General features: G+C 68.9%; 11 protein-coding genes and 1 tRNA gene. 7 read left to right on the forward strand and 5 right to left on the reverse strand.

The window, feature by feature from the left end:
• Window positions 1-3: 3 nt before the first annotated feature.
• From GGR12_RS04215 to GGR12_RS04225, 3 genes are read right to left on the reverse strand one after another with little or no spacing between them, the layout of a single operon-like run.
• Entirely contained in the window at window positions 4-822 is an 819-nt protein-coding gene (locus GGR12_RS04215; protein WP_183203123.1) for a GDSL-type esterase/lipase family protein, read from the reverse strand.
• Window positions 819-3,329 (reverse strand): beta-mannosidase, encoded by a 2,511-nt coding sequence (locus GGR12_RS04220; protein ID WP_183203124.1) that lies wholly within the window; start codon window positions 3,327-3,329, stop codon window positions 819-821. Before GGR12_RS04220 ends, GGR12_RS04215 begins: the two co-directional genes overlap by 4 nt.
• A gap of 2 nt (window positions 3,330-3,331) precedes the next feature.
• Window positions 3,332-4,138, reverse strand: coding sequence for an alpha/beta fold hydrolase (locus tag GGR12_RS04225; RefSeq protein ID WP_183203125.1), 807 nt, complete (start codon window positions 4,136-4,138; stop codon window positions 3,332-3,334).
• A 195-nt stretch (window positions 4,139-4,333) separates the two neighbouring features.
• On the opposite strand from GGR12_RS04225, the gene GGR12_RS04230 reads away from it, so the two are divergent.
• The 7 genes from GGR12_RS04230 (at window position 4,334) to GGR12_RS04260 (ending at window position 13,202) form a co-directional block, all read left to right on the forward strand.
• Window positions 4,334-6,508, forward strand: coding sequence for a TonB-dependent receptor (locus tag GGR12_RS04230; protein ID WP_183203126.1), 2,175 nt, complete (start codon window positions 4,334-4,336; stop codon window positions 6,506-6,508).
• Between the two features lie 61 nt (window positions 6,509-6,569).
• Entirely contained in the window at window positions 6,570-8,183 is a 1,614-nt protein-coding gene (locus GGR12_RS04235) for an AMP-binding protein (RefSeq protein ID WP_343053084.1), read from the forward strand.
• Window positions 8,184-8,248: 65 nt separating this feature from the next.
• Complete coding sequence (locus GGR12_RS04240; RefSeq protein WP_183203127.1) at window positions 8,249-8,989, forward strand: TetR/AcrR family transcriptional regulator; 741 nt, start codon at window positions 8,249-8,251, stop codon at window positions 8,987-8,989.
• Entirely contained in the window at window positions 8,982-10,256 is a 1,275-nt protein-coding gene (locus GGR12_RS04245; protein WP_183203128.1) for a serine hydrolase domain-containing protein, read from the forward strand. Before GGR12_RS04240 ends, GGR12_RS04245 begins: the two co-directional genes overlap by 8 nt.
• Window positions 10,253-11,596: an MFS transporter gene (locus tag GGR12_RS04250; protein ID WP_183203129.1), complete on the forward strand. Its 1,344-nt coding sequence runs from the start codon at window positions 10,253-10,255 to the stop codon at window positions 11,594-11,596. Before GGR12_RS04245 ends, GGR12_RS04250 begins: the two co-directional genes overlap by 4 nt.
• A 3-nt stretch (window positions 11,597-11,599) precedes the next feature.
• Window positions 11,600-11,980, forward strand: a complete 381-nt coding sequence (locus GGR12_RS04255; protein WP_183203130.1) for a MerR family transcriptional regulator — start codon at window positions 11,600-11,602, stop codon at window positions 11,978-11,980.
• Between the two features lie 37 nt (window positions 11,981-12,017).
• Complete coding sequence (locus tag GGR12_RS04260; protein ID WP_183203131.1) at window positions 12,018-13,202, forward strand: lipid-transfer protein; 1,185 nt, start codon at window positions 12,018-12,020, stop codon at window positions 13,200-13,202.
• Between the two features lie 53 nt (window positions 13,203-13,255).
• Here the strand turns inward: GGR12_RS04260 and GGR12_RS04265 are convergent.
• Both GGR12_RS04265 and GGR12_RS04270 read right to left on the reverse strand, forming a co-directional pair.
• Window positions 13,256-13,340, reverse strand: a tRNA-Leu gene (locus GGR12_RS04265).
• Window positions 13,341-13,396: 56 nt separating this feature from the next.
• Window positions 13,397-14,272 (reverse strand): hypothetical protein, encoded by an 876-nt coding sequence (locus GGR12_RS04270; protein WP_183203132.1) that lies wholly within the window; start codon window positions 14,270-14,272, stop codon window positions 13,397-13,399.
• Window positions 14,273-14,278 lie beyond the last annotated feature (6 nt).

The following is a 14,278-nucleotide window of genomic DNA, read 5'->3' on the forward strand; positions in this document are numbered from 1 at the left end:
GGCTCAATCGCCGGCGGGCTTTTGCAGCGCTGCGTTCATCGCGGCGACGGCCACGGGTCTCATGGCATCGTAGCCGCGGCCGACGGGGTGGACTCCGTCGCGGGTGTAGTCGGCGCGAAGGCCGCCCTGCGCGTCGGCGAGGACGGGACCGTAGTCCGCGTGGATCAGGCCGCGTTCGGCGGCCAGGGCGGCCAGCCAGGCGTTGAGTTCCGCGGCGCGGCCCTTCGGATCCTGGACGCCCGGCGTCCACGGCAGGCCGCTGATGGGCGTCAGGCCGGCCAGGATCACCGTCACGCCGTTGGCCCGGGCGAGTTCGAGCATGGCGAGGATATTGGCCTTGTAGTCCGCCGGCGTCGTCGGACCGGTGTTGCCGGCGACGTCATTGATCCCGCACATCAGATGCACCGCCCGGGGCTTCAGGGCGATCACGTCGGGCATGAACCGCAGCAGGATTTGCGGGCTGGTCTGGCCGCTGATGCCGCGGTTGACGACGCCATCTCGGAACAGGTCCGGCTGGGCGATGCGCCACATCTCGGTGATGGAATCGCCGATGAAGACGACGTCCGTCCGCTGTCCGGCCAGGGCCGCGTTGGCCGCGCGGTAGTGGCTGAGCGCCGGCCAGTCGCGGGCCTTCTTCGCGGCGTCGGCGACCGCCCGTTCGGCGAGCCGTTCCGGGTCGCGAAGCAGCGCCAGGAGGGCCGGGTCCATCTCGCCATCGGCGACATAGGCGCGGGCGAAGGCGAGCGCTTCCTCCGTCGGACCGCCGGACAGGTCTGCAAGGCTGTCGACCATGCCGATCGGGGCGGCGGCGCTCTCTGTCATCCGGCGGGTGGTCCTTCGGCCAGGGTCTCGTTCCAGCACCGTACGGCGATATCTGCGGCGCTCAACGGGGTCGCCGCGGTGACGACGACCGTCCGTTCCTCGCCGGCGGCCAGGTCGAAATAGTTGTCGCTGAAGCGCAGGTCCGGCCGGTCGGAGATGATGTGGACGAAGGCGAGCCAGGTCCCGGCCGCGAGGTCGATGCGGAGTTCGGTCTCCGAAGGCTGGGTGATGGCGACCCGGGGCCGTGCGTCGGGTCGCAGCGCCAGGTCGGCGATCGGGCGGAACAGATGCCGGGCGGTCTCGAAGGCGTGATCCGGCGAGCGCACGCGTAGCACCTGATCGGCCGAACCGGAGAGCGGCTCCCGCCAGGGGAGGGCGTGACCGCCGCCGGCCGCGGAAAACATGGCCGTCCAGCGTTGAATGATCCGGCCGTCGAAATCCTCCAGGGTGACGACAGCCTCGCCTTCGACGGGTTCGAGCGTGTCGTTGGTGATCCAGAGCTCGACGGTTCCGTCGTGGGCCGCCCTGAACGAGGCCAGCACCGGGGCGAAGGCGCGGCGGACGGCGTGGAAGGACGCCTTCTCGACGCCGTCGTAGTCGACCAGGCTCCAGCTGACGCAGGGCCAGCAGTCGTTGAACTGCCAGAGCAGGGCGCCGGAGCAGTGCGGACGCCGGCGGCGGAAATGCTCGATGCCGAACTTCAGCCCCTCGGCCTGAGTCCACTGGGTGAAGTCGACGTACTGCTCCAGCGTCGTCGGCAGGCCGGTGACCGGGGTCATCAGGGCGTCGGCCTTGCGGGCCTCGTCCTTGATCCGCGCCAGGAAGCCGGGGCTGTCCAGTGTCAGGTCGGCGGGGTCCATCCACCGTTTCAGGGTGGCGAGGGCGGGAGCGGCCTGGATGCCGAACTCGCTGACGAAGCGGGCCGTGTCCTCGGCGTAGCGGGTGTAGGCGACGCCTTCGGGCGAGGACTGGAAGGGCTCGATCATCTCCGCGTCGGGGATGGGCGGGACGCCATGCCAGACGGTCCAGTCGTGGACGTCGCCGGCGCGCATGCTGTTCGGGTTGGGCCCACCCCAGGGGCTGCCCGGCCAGTACGGCGTCTCCGGGTCGAGGCGCTTGAGCCACGCAGGCATCAGTTCGTCGTAGAGGCGCGTGCCGGACAGCAGGCCGTCCTCGCCGGACTTGTCGTTGTTGATCCGGTGCATGGCCTGGGATTCGTTGTTGCCGCACCACAGGGCGAGGGACGGGTGATGGCGCAGGCGGCGCACCTGGTCCTCGATCTCGGCCCCGACCGAGGCGGCGAAGGCGTCGTCCTCGGGATAGTGGGCGCAGGCGAACATGAAGTCCTGCCAGACCAGCAGGCCGCGCCGGTCGCACAGGTCGTAGAACAGGTCGGGCTCGTAGATGCCCCCGCCCCAGACCCGGATCATGTTCATGTTGGCGCGAACCGCCTGGTCCAGCAGGCGCTCATAGGCTTCGGCGTCGGGCTCGGCGACGAAGGAGGTCGAGGGCACCCAGCAGGCGCCCTTCGCGAAGATCGGCACGCCGTTCAGGACGAAGCGGAAGAAGGTCGCGCCGGGCTCGTCGGGATCGGGCGACTGGTCCAGATGGACGGTGCGCAGGCCGATGGCGCGCCGGGTTTCGTCGACGGTCCGGCCGTTCGCGATGAGGCGCACGGCGAGGGCGTAGAGCGGCTGGTCGCCGAGGTCCGCAGTCCACCAGAGTTGCGGGTCGTGGATGTCGACGGGGGTGAGGATGCGGTCGGCGGCCGGGGCCTCGCGCCGGAACACGACGGCGCCGTGCGGATCGGTCAGGGTGATTTCGATCGAGGCGTCGGCGGCGGGGTTTTCGAGTTCGACCTCGATCTGGCCGCCGGCGTGCTCGGCGGAAACCACGAGGTTGATGTAGTGGGCGCCGGCGATGCGGGCGCGGGGGCGGACGTTCAGGCGCACGGGCTGCCAGACGCCGACGGTGGGCAGGTCGGGACCCCAGTCCCAACCCCAGCCGAACTGGGCCTTGCGCATCAGGTTGCGCTGCGAGCGGCTGACCCGATCAGTGAAGGCGCTCCACACGGGGAGGGGGCGGGCCTCGACGGCCCGGGCGGGCGGATCGAAACGCACGGCGAGGGCGTGCCGGGCGCCCGGCTTCAGGCGATCGCGGACATCGAAGGCGTAGCGGCGGAACATGTTGTCCGTCCGGCCGATGAGCTCGCCGTCGAGATAAATCGTGGCGAAGGTGTCGAGGCCTTCGAAGACCAGTTCGACCGTTTCCGTCGCCGCATGGGCCGGAGCCTCGAAGGTGGTGCGCCACCACCACTCCCGATCGCGCACCCAGGCGGCTTCGTCCTCGCCGCGGCCGTCGAACGGGTGCTGCAGCCGGCCGGCGGCGATGAGGGCGACGTAGGTGTCACCGGGAGCCGAGACGGGAAGCCAGGCTTCCCCCTCATCGTGCGCAGACCCTTCTCCGGGCGCGAAGTCCCGGAGCTCCCAACGGTCGAGTTCGATCATGATCAGGCCCCCGCCCGGGCGGCCTCGACCTCGCCGATGAAGCGTTCGACCTCGGCGTTGGCGCGTTCGCCCGCGCCGATGAAATAGTTGTGGCCGATGTCCTGGAAGGTCACGAGCCGGGCGTCGGGGATCATTTCCGCCATCGCCTTTCCGGCCTCATAGGGCACGGCCAGATCCTGGGTGCCGTGCAGCACCAGGGTCGGCAGTTTCACGGCGCGGACGTCGGCGGGATCGACGCTGTAGTGGGAGATGGCGATGGCCTGGGCGATGACGCCGTTCAGGTCGTAGGGGTCCTTCGCCAGGACCTTCATGTCGCGGGCGATGACGTCGTCCGGCGCGGCGTCGCCATAGCCGTTCTTGTGTTTCGGCTTCGCCAGCAGTTTGAGCAGCGGCAGGGCGTTGTAGAGCAGTTTGATCAGCCAGTCGGGCCGGGGCTTGATGTCCGGCGTCTTGGCCATGGTGCAGCCGAGGATCAGCGAGCGGGCCCGTTCCGGGTACCGGATGCCGAACTCCAGCGCGATGCCGCCGCCCATCGAGACGCCGTAGACATGGGCCGACTGGACTCCGGCCGCATCGAGCACCGCGAGCGCGTCGGCGGTCATCTCCTCGACGCTGGTCCGGCGCGGGGCGCCGCTCTGGCCCGTGCCGCGATTGTCGAAGGAAAGCAGATGGTAGCGATCGCCCAGGGCTTCCTTCAGCGGGTACCACATGCCGGAGCTGTAGCGGTGCCCCATGATCAGCAGGATGGGCACGCCCGAGCCGCTTTCGTCCCACGCCAGACGCACGCCGCCACGATCCAGAAACCGCATAATCGCCTCCCTTACACGCGGCTTGTTCGCCCTCGATGGAGCGCCGCTTTCCTACACATTTCACCCGACGCGCTTCGGATGCAAGATATTCATTCGCGATAGAATGAGTGTTGACGATCCCCTGCTTCGGTGGAACACCTTTGCGCCATGGCGACGGAGATCGCCGAGGAAACGCAACGGATAAGGGGGACCCTCATGGGCCGTAGCATCTGGATTACGACGTCCGCCGTCGCGCTGCTCTGGTGCGGCGCAGCTCAAGCACAACAGGCCGCTCCGGCCCCGCAGGACAACGAGGCGACCACGCTGGGCGAGGTCGTCGTCACGGCTGAGCGCCGCACGACGAACCTGCAGGAAACGCCGATCGCGGCCTCGGTCTTCAGCGGCGAGCAGCTGCAGAACAAGGGCGTCACCAACATCGAGACCCTGCAGTTCGCCATGCCGTCGGTGACGGTGCAGAACTCCGGCCAGGGCAACAGCTTCAACATCCGCGGCATCGGCAAGACGGAGAATTCGTCCAGCATCGGCGTGGGCGTCATCACCTACCGCGACGGCGTCGCTGTCTTCCCCGCCTATTTCCAGAACGAACCCTTCTACGACATCGCCAGCCTTGAACTGCTGCGCGGTCCGCAAGGCACCTTCGCCGGCCAGAACGCCACCGGCGGCGCCGTGTTCATCACCGAGCGCAATCCGGACCTGACGGGCGTCAACGGCTACGTCACAGGCCAGTACGGCAGCTATGATCACCTGCGTCTGCAAGGCGCGGTGAACGTGCCGCTGGGCGACACCGTGGCGCTGCGCCTGGCCGGCAATATCGAGCAGCGCGACAGCTTCTACGAGGTCATCCAGGGCGCGCCGACCGTGGGCGACCCCGGCGTCGTGAACATTGAAAGCTACCGCGCCAGCCTGCTGTGGCAGCCGACCGACGCCCTGCGCATCCTGTGGAAGAACGACTACAGCCACATCGACCTCGGTGGCTATCCGACCACGCCGGTGGGCTCGCCCGACAGCCTGTTCGACATCCGCACCAACGGGCCGTTCCGCGGCATCGACGAGACCGTGCGCTCGGTGCTGAACATCAACTACGAGTTCGACAACGGCATGGTGCTGCGGTCGATCACCGGCTACCAGGACGGCACCACCTCGGTGCGCGCCGACACCGACGGCACGGCGACCCTGCCGTTCACCTCGAACATCAAGGTCGATCAGCGCCTGTGGTCGCAGGAGTTCAACCTGATCTCGCCGGACGAGGGTCCGCTGCGGTGGGTCGTGGGCGCCTACTACCAGGACGACCTGATCACCTTCCCGCCGGGTCAGTTCACAACCACCCAATATCTGTCGCCGACCCTGCCGCTGCTGGTCGCCCTCACGCTCCAGGGCGAGAACCCGAAAACCACGGCGGCGGCCTTCGGTCAGGTCAGCTACGACTTCACCGACTCGCTGGAGCTGCAGGTCGGCGCCCGCTTCTCGCGCTCAACGGTCGAGAACCACGCCGTCAGCGCCATTCCGGCCCTGGGTCTGTCGATCAGCCAGAACGACAAGGTCGAGGAGGACAAGCTCACCGGCAAGGTCGCCCTGAACTACACCCTCGACGACAACAACTTCCTCTATGGCTTCGTGGCCACCGGCTACAAGGCGGGCGGTCTGAACGGGCCGAACATCCTCGGCGTGCCGCCCGGCCCGTTCGACGGTGAAGAGGTCCTGGACTTCGAAGCGGGCTGGAAGGCCACCGCCTTCGACGGCCGGCTGCGCACCCAGATCGGCGGCTACTACAACATCTACGAAAACTTCCAGGTCATCATCGGCGATCCGACGACGCCGACGATCACCACGATCTCGAACGTGCCGGGCGAGACGAAGATCTACGGTCTGGAAGCGACGGCTCAGGGTCGTTTCGACGCCCTGGGCTTCGATATCGGCCTGTCCCTGGCGCATTCGGAACTGGGTGATTTCTACGCCATCGATCCGCGCGGCACGCTGACCGGCGGCTGCAATGCGGCGACGGGGCCGGCCTCGGCCACCTGCACCAATGTGGGCGGCAACGCCCAGACCTATGCGCCGGAACTGACCTTCAACTTCGGCGTCGAGTACGACTTCGCGGTGGGCGGCGGCCGACTGACGCCGCGGGTGGACTACAGCCACATCTCGGAAACCTGGACCACGATCTTCGCCAACGAAGCTCGCGGCGACCGGCTGGAGGCGCGCGACATCGTCAACGCCCTGCTGACCTACGAGCCGGGTAACGGCGACTGGGTCCTGCAGGCCTACGGCACCAACGTGTTCGACGAGGAGTACGTCGGTTCGGTGAAGAGCGGCCAGCGCTACGCCGGTCCGCCGCGCCAGTACGGCATCCGGATCACGCGCAACTTCTAGCGCCGTCCCGGGGCGGGCCTTCGGGTCCGCCCCACCGCTTTCCCCTGTTTCAAGTTCCCTGATGACCTTTCACCAGACCATCGATCAGCCGGCCGAGGCCGTCACAGAGCGCGCCCGTCCCTTGGACGCGATGCTGGACGCCATGCAGCCGTATGAGCTGACGGTCGATAAATTCCTGAGCCATGCGGCGCGGTGGCATGCCGATGTCGAGGTCGTCTCCTGCGATATCGACGGCGACGTCAGCCGCATGGGCTACGGGCAGGTGCTGGCGCGCAGCCAGCGCCTGTCCGGCGCCTTGCTGGACCTCGGTCTGGGCAAGGGCGACGTCGTGGCGACCCTGGCCTGGAACACCCGTCCGCACATGGAGCTGTGGTACGCGGCGATGGGCGTGGGCATCGTCTGCCACACGCTGAATCCGCGACTGACCGCCGTCCAGCTGATCGCGATGCTGGAGCAGTCCGGCGCGACCGTTCTGGCCTATGGGGCGGGTCTTGAGCCGCTGGCAGCCGGGATCGCCGCAGGACGTCCGGGCCTGCGCCTCATCTCCCTCGACGAGCGCGTCTCAGGCGCGACCCTCGACGTCGAGGCCTTGATCGAATCCGGCCGCCCGGCGCCGTGGGGCGGGTTCGACGAACGGACGCCGGCGGGGCTGTGCTTCACCTCCGGTACGACGGGCGCGCCCAAGGGCGTGGTCTACACCCACCGTTCCAACTACCTCATCACCCTGCGCTCGGTGCAGGCGGACTCGCTCGGCCTGACCCGCCGGGACGTGGTTCTTGTCGCCGTGCCGATGTTCCACGCCAACGCCTGGGGCTTCCCGTTCTCGGCGCCGGCCGTGGGAGCGAAGCTGGTTCTGCCGGGACGGGTCACCGACGGCGAACGGCTGGCGCGGCTGATCCGCGAGGAGGGCGTCACCGTCACCGCGGGCGTGCCGACCGTCTGGCTCGGCCTGGTCGATCACGTCGATGCGGGCGCGGAGGGCGTGCCGTCGCTCGAGCGCATCGTGCTGGGCGGCGCCGGCTGCCCGGAAAGCCTGATGAAACGCCTCGAACAGACCCTGGGCGTTCGCGTCCAGACCAGCTGGGGCATGACCGAGCTGTCGCCGACCGGCACCCTGTCGTCGCCGGGCGAGACGGCGGTCGCGTCGGGTTGGACCTCGATCGGTCTGGACATGCTGCTGACCGACGCCGAAGGCGCGGCGCTGCCGCAGCAGCGCGGCGTCGTCGGCCATCTGAAGGTCAAGGGCGCCAGCGTGGTGCATCGCTACCTCGGCGCCGACCGGCCGGCGGTCGACGCCGACGGCTGGTTCGACACCGGCGACCTGGCTGTGATCGACGAGACCGGCGCCCTGACCATCGCCGGACGCTCCAAGGACCTGATCAAGTCGGGCGGCGAGTGGATCAATCCGGTCGAGATCGAGGAGATCATCGGCGCGCTGGACGCCGTCGTGCTGGCGGCCGTCGTCGGGCGGCCGGACGCGAAGTGGGGCGAACGGCCGGTGCTGGTCGTCGAACTGCGCGAGCCGGTGTCTGACGAGACCTTCCGTGCGGCCCTGAAGGGGCGGGTGGCGGACTGGTGGATCCCGGACCGGATGCAGCGTGTGGAGCGCATGCCGCTGGCTGCGACCGGCAAGATCGACAAGGCCCGGCTGCGCGCCGAGTTCGGGCAGGCGTGATGGCGGCTTCCAACTCGCGTGCCGCCGTTCGATCCTCTGCGGAACTGATTCCGCCGGAGGCCGCCATGACCGCCAAGCCCGCTTCGACCCGCCGCAAGACCACGACCGCCGACGCCCGGCCGAAGGGCCGCTCGAAGGCCGAGCAGCGCGCCGAGACGCAGGAACAGATCCTCAACGAGGCGGAGTTCCTGTTCTCGAAGCACGGCCTGCACGGCGTGACGCTGAAGGACGTGGCCAAGCGGGTCGGCGTGCACACCACGCTGATGCACTACTATTTCGCGGACAAGAAAGCCCTGTTCGACGCCGTCATGGAGCGTCGGGCGCCCGTCACCTCCGGACGGCGGATGGCGGCGATGGACGCCTATGAGGCATCGGTCGGCGGCAAGGTGACGGTCGAGGGCGCGCTGCACGCCTATCTGGATACCGACCTGGATTCCTACATCGCCGGCGGCGAGCCGTGGCGGAACTATGCGGCGCTGGGCGCCCAGGTCGCCAACACCCCTGAATGGGGTTCGGAGATCATGAACCGGCTGATGGACCCGGTCGTGAAGCGGCTGATCGACCTGCTGCGCAAGGCCATGCCCGACACGCCGGACGAGGACATCTTCTGGGGTTACCACTTCGTCTCGGGCGCCCTGATGATGACGCTGGCGCGGACCGGACGGATCGACAAGCTGTCGGACGGCCTGTGCCGATCCGAGGATTTCGAGGCCGTGAAGGCGCGGATGGCCAAATTCATGGCCGGCGGCTTCCACGCCATTTGCGCCGAGCGCGCCCAGGAACGACGAGAGACGGATCATGGCTGACGGCCCGGGCGGCTTCCCCTTCACCCGCTCGCCCGAAGCCTCGGGCTTCGCCGCCGCCGGTCTGGACCGGCTGCGGGACTATATGGCGGGGATGGTCGAGGCCGAACGGATCGCCGGGGGCGCCATCCTGCTGATGCGCCACGGCCAGATGGTCACCTTCGACACCTTCGGCGCGGCGCGGCTCGACACCGGCCAGCCGGTGTCGCCGGACACGATCTACCGCATCTATTCGATGACCAAGCCGATCGTCTCGGTCGCCCTGATGACCCTGTACGAGCAGGGGCTGTGGTCGCTGGACGATCCGGTGACGCGGTTCATCCCCGAGTTCGAGCGGCTGCGCGTCTTCGTCGGCGAAGGTCCCGACGGCGAGATGATCACCGAGCCGGCCCACCGCGCGCCGACGATGCGGGAGGTGATGAGCCACACCGCCGGCTTCGGCTACGGCCTGTTCGACCTGCATCCGGTGGACCGGCTGGTGGCCAGGCGAGGGGTGCTGCAGTCGAAGGGTCTGGTCGATCTGATCGACCGCATCGCCGACATCCCGCTGATGTTCCAGCCGGGGACGGAGTGGTCCTATTCCGTCGCCTCGGACATCCAGGGGCGGCTGGTGGAGATCATCTCCGGCGAGCGGCTGGGCGACTATCTGGGACGCGTCATCTTCGAGCCTCTGGGCATGAAGGATACTGCGTTCCACGTGCCCGCCGGGAACGTGGATCGGCTGGCGGCCATGTACGCGGCCCAGCCGGACGGCCGCCTCGCCGAGGCGACGCATATGCTCGGCCTGCCGATCAACGACTTCACCCGCGCCCCGGCGATGGAGATGGGCGGCGGGGGCCTGGTCTCGACGGCCGGCGACTACGCCCGCTTCTGCCAGATGGTGCTGAACCGGGGCGAGCTGGACGGCGTCCGCATCCTGGCGCCGGAGAGCATCGACCTGATGGCGACCAACATGGTCGCGGAAGAGGTGCTGGCGGTGGAGAACCCGGCGCGCCTGCTGCCGTTCAGTCCAGCCTTCGCTTTCGGCCTGGGCTTCTCCATCGTCCGCGATCCGGCGGCGCTGGGCGCCTTCGAGGGGCGCGGCACCCTGGCCTGGGGCGGGGCGGGCGGCACCTGGTTCTGGATCGATCCCGAACACGACATCGTCTTCATCGGCCTGATCCAGCGTCTCGCGGATCCGGTGAGCGCCGAGTTCCGGGCCGTGGCCCGCAAGCTGACATACGAGGCCCTGACCCATCGCGGCGCGGCCCACCCCGGGGAAACAAAATGACCGACACCGTCGTCACGGCGGCCGCTCCGGCGCCGCTGCAGTCCGCGTTCCGCAAGACCAAATGGAGCGTCATCTGGCTGCTGACGCTGACCATCTTCTCCGCGCTCACGGTGGGCGGGCTGATGGCGCCGATCCAGGAGGCGGTGAAGATCGACCTCGGCCTCAGCGACTTTCAGCTGGCCATGATCGTCGGCAGCGCCACGGCGATTCCCGCGGCCATCCTGTCCCTGCCCATCGCGTGGCTGGTGGACCACCACACGCGCACGCGGCTGTTGATCATTCTCGCCTCGTTCTGGGCGATCGGCACGATCGGAACGGCTTTCGCGCAGGACTTCTATGGGCTGTTCGCGGCGAAGCTGGTCTCCGGCATCGGCGCCGCGACGGCCTTCCCCGTGCTCGTCTCCATCCTGGCGGACGTGTGCATGCCCGAGCGGCGCGGTCGTTCGATGCTGCTCATCTCCATTGGCGCCTGGGCCGGCGTGGCCGCGGCCTTCGCGATCGGCGGCACCCTGTTCGGCTGGCTGGAAGCCAACCCGACGGCGTTCATTGCGAACATGCCGCCGTGGCGTGAGGCGCATCTGCTGGTCGGCATCGCCGCCGCCATTCTGGTCCTTCCGCTGTTCCTGATCCGGGAGCCCGCGCGTCACGAGGTCGAACAGGCCAACCCGCCCCTGCGGGAGGCGCTGAAAGCCTTCTGGCGCCGCCGGGCATTTCTGGGCTGGCTCTATGTCGGGAATTTCGCGGGCGGTTTCGCCGAGGGCGCCGCGGCCCTGTGGCTGGGATCCGTGCTGGTCCGGCAATACGGTCAGTCGCCCGGCGAGTTCGGCGGCTGGGTCGGTCTGGTGATCCTGGGGTCGGGGATTCTCGGCTCGATCATCGGCGGCTTCACCGCGGACATCAGCCAGAAGCTGAAGATCCGTGGCGCCATCCTGCTGCCGGCGCTGATCGCCACGGCCCTGAGCATTCCGGCCAGCGCCTATCCGATCATGCCGAACGTCACGCTCTTCGCATGGGTCCTGTTCGCCCTTCTGCTGGGCGGGGTGATCATCAATCTGGTGAACTCGGCGGCGATCGCCGTCCTGCTGCCGAACGAGGAGCGCGCGACCAGCCTGGCGGCCCTGGCCATCATCGGCAAGATCGTCGGCGGACCGGTGACGGCGGCGGTCATCGCCGGGATGACGATGCTGTTCAAGGGACCGATGGGGCTCGGCGTGACCCTGACCTGGCTGGGCGTCGTCACCGGCTTCATCTCCCTGGCCGGATACTGGCTGGCGATGCGCTATGCGCCCCGGCCGGTCGCCGCGACCGCGCCGGAAACCGCTCCGGCCGAGGCGGTCTGAGCCGTGGCGTCGTGCGGCCCCGTCCACGCCGTGGTCAGCATCTCCCGTCTCGCGGAGATCACCGGCGTCACGCCCCGGGCCCTGCGGCACTACGAGGACGTCGGCCTGATCCGGCCGCTCAGGTCAGCCGCCGGCGTCCGCCTGTTCACGCCGGACCAGTGCGAACTGGCCTCGCGCATCGTGCTGCTGCGCCGCTGCGACCTGTCGCTGGACGAGATCCGCGATGTGCTGGCGGGCGCGCCGTCGGAGGACGACCGAGCGACCCGCCTGCGAGACGTCCTGGAGCGAAAGGCCGCCGACCTCAGCCGCACGCTCGAGGTCGTGAACGCCGCCCTCGCCGGGAACAGCCCTGTCGAGACGCAGGACCGCCGACAGGCGGCCTGAGCTTTCGCTCCTTCCAAACCCAATTCCGAGGCCTGCCATGACCAAAGCCCTGATCGCCGGCGTGGGCATGATCCCCTTCGCCAAGCCCGGCCAGAGCGCCGACTGGGACGTGATGGCGGAGGAAGCCATTCGCCTGGCCCTGACGGACGCGGGTGTCGGCTATGAGCAGATCCAGCAGGCCTACGCAGGCTACGTCTACGCCGACTCCACCGCCGGCCAGTCGGCGCTGTACCGGGTCGGCTGCACGGGCATCCCGATCGTCAACGTCAACAACAACTGCTCGACCGGATCGACGGCGCTGTACCTCGCCCGCCAGATGATCGAGGCGGGCGCCGCCGATTGCGTCCTGGCCTTCGGCTTCGAGCAGATGTTGCCCGGCGCCCTCGGGGCGGTCTTCAACGATCGCAAGCGGACGCTGGATCACCACCTGACGAAGCAGGAGGAAATCCTCGGCAAGGACGATGCGTCGCCGCTGGTGGCGCAGCAGTTCGGCGGCGCCGGTCTGGACTATCAGGCCCGCTACGGCGCGGCCGACGAGGTGTTCGGCATGGTGGCGGTCAAGGCGCGTCGCCACGCCGCCAACAATCCGCTGGCCCTGTTTCGCGACCCGATCAGCCTGGAGCAGGTGATGGAGTCGAAGCATCTGTACGGCCCGCTGACGCGCTTCCAGGCCTGCCCGCCGACCTGCGGAGCCGCCGCCGGCGTCCTGGTGTCCCCGGCGTTCGCCGCGCGGCACGGGCTGGATGCGCGCGTGGCCATTCTCGGCCAGGCCATGACCACCGACTACGCCGAGACCTTCCAGGGCCGTTCGATGATGAGCGTCGTCGGCTATGAGATGAGCCGCGAGGCCGCGCGGTCGGTCTATGAACAGGCGGGCGTCGGACCGGATGAAATCCAGGCCGTCGAGCTGCACGACTGCTTCACGGCCAACGAACTGATCACCTACGAAGCCATCGGCCTGTGCCCGGAAGGCGGGGCCGAGGCCTACATCCGCGACCAGCAGAACACCTATGGCGGCCGGCATGTGGTGAACCCGTCCGGCGGCCTCCTGTCCAAGGGGCATCCGCTCGGCGCGACCGGCCTCGCCCAGTGTTTCGAGCTCACGCAGCAGCTGCGCGGTCAGGCGGGCGCGCGACAGGTCGACGGCATGCGGTTCGGCCTGCAGCACAACCTCGGCCTCGGCGGCGCCTGCGTGGTCACGCTCTATGGAGCGGCGGGCTGAGGTCTGCGGACAAGCCCGGCGGAACAGCCTCGGGGGCCTGATCCCGAAAGAGATGGTGCGGGCGGTCGGGCTCGAACCGACACTCCTTTCGGAACCGGATTTTGAGTCCGGCGCGTCTACCAATTCCACCACGCCCGCGTGGGTGTGCGCCTACAGGGACGAGGCCGGGATTGCAACTCGGCAGGATGGCCGGATCAGCCGCCGTCGGCTTCCCGGGCGTTGCGGCTCTCCTCGCGGGTGCGGCGATCCTGGTCGCGCGACGCGTCGCGTTCGCTGCGGGTCTCGTAGCCCTCGGTGACGAAGTTGGCGCGGAAGGTGACCATGACCTGGGGGATCGGGCCGGTGGAGCCGTCGCCGCGGCGGACACGGGAGCCGACGACGGCGCGGCGCGCGGCCTCGCCGAAGCCGCCCTTCACCGGATGCTCCGACTCCACCGCGCAGTCGCGCAGGCGGCCGTCCGGATTGGTCAGGCAGGAGACCACGGCGAAGCCGCGGGCGTAGCGGGTGGACGGGTATTCCACGACGGGCGTCCGGACCCAGGTCAGTCCTGCGGGCAGGCCGCCATCGGGGAGGGCCGCCAGCTGGGCGTCGCGCGGATCGGTCAACGGTCGACGACAGGCGAACAGCGTGTCGTCGATGGCGGTCGTGGAGGCGGGCAGGGTCACGTCGTATCGCAGATTGCGGCCCGGTCCTGCGCCGTTGGGCACCAGCACCTGCAGACGGCCGCCCTGGCGCATCTGGCGTGCGAGGGGCGCGGGGCGTTCGCTGACCGCCATCGCCCGGTTGATGGCGACGTTCCAGTTCTGCATGGACATGGGCGCGTCGCCGAAGGCGAGGCCGATCGTGCGCGTGGGTGCGTCCGCGTCGGTCGGTTCCGGCAGGCCGCCGACGATGGCCTCGAAGCCGCCGTCGACGCAGCGGGTCGTCAGGCTGAGGCCGTTGTCGAAGAGCGTGTAGGCCATCACCAGCTTTTCGCGGTGGTTGCGGTACAGGCTCCAGTCGCCCGTGTCCTGGGCGAGGGCGGGCAGGGCGACGGCGCTGATGCACAGCGCAACAATGATCTTCTTCATGTTGAG

This window comes from Brevundimonas lenta, from assembly GCF_014196335.1.
GTDB classification, from domain to species: domain Bacteria; phylum Pseudomonadota; class Alphaproteobacteria; order Caulobacterales; family Caulobacteraceae; genus Brevundimonas; species Brevundimonas lenta.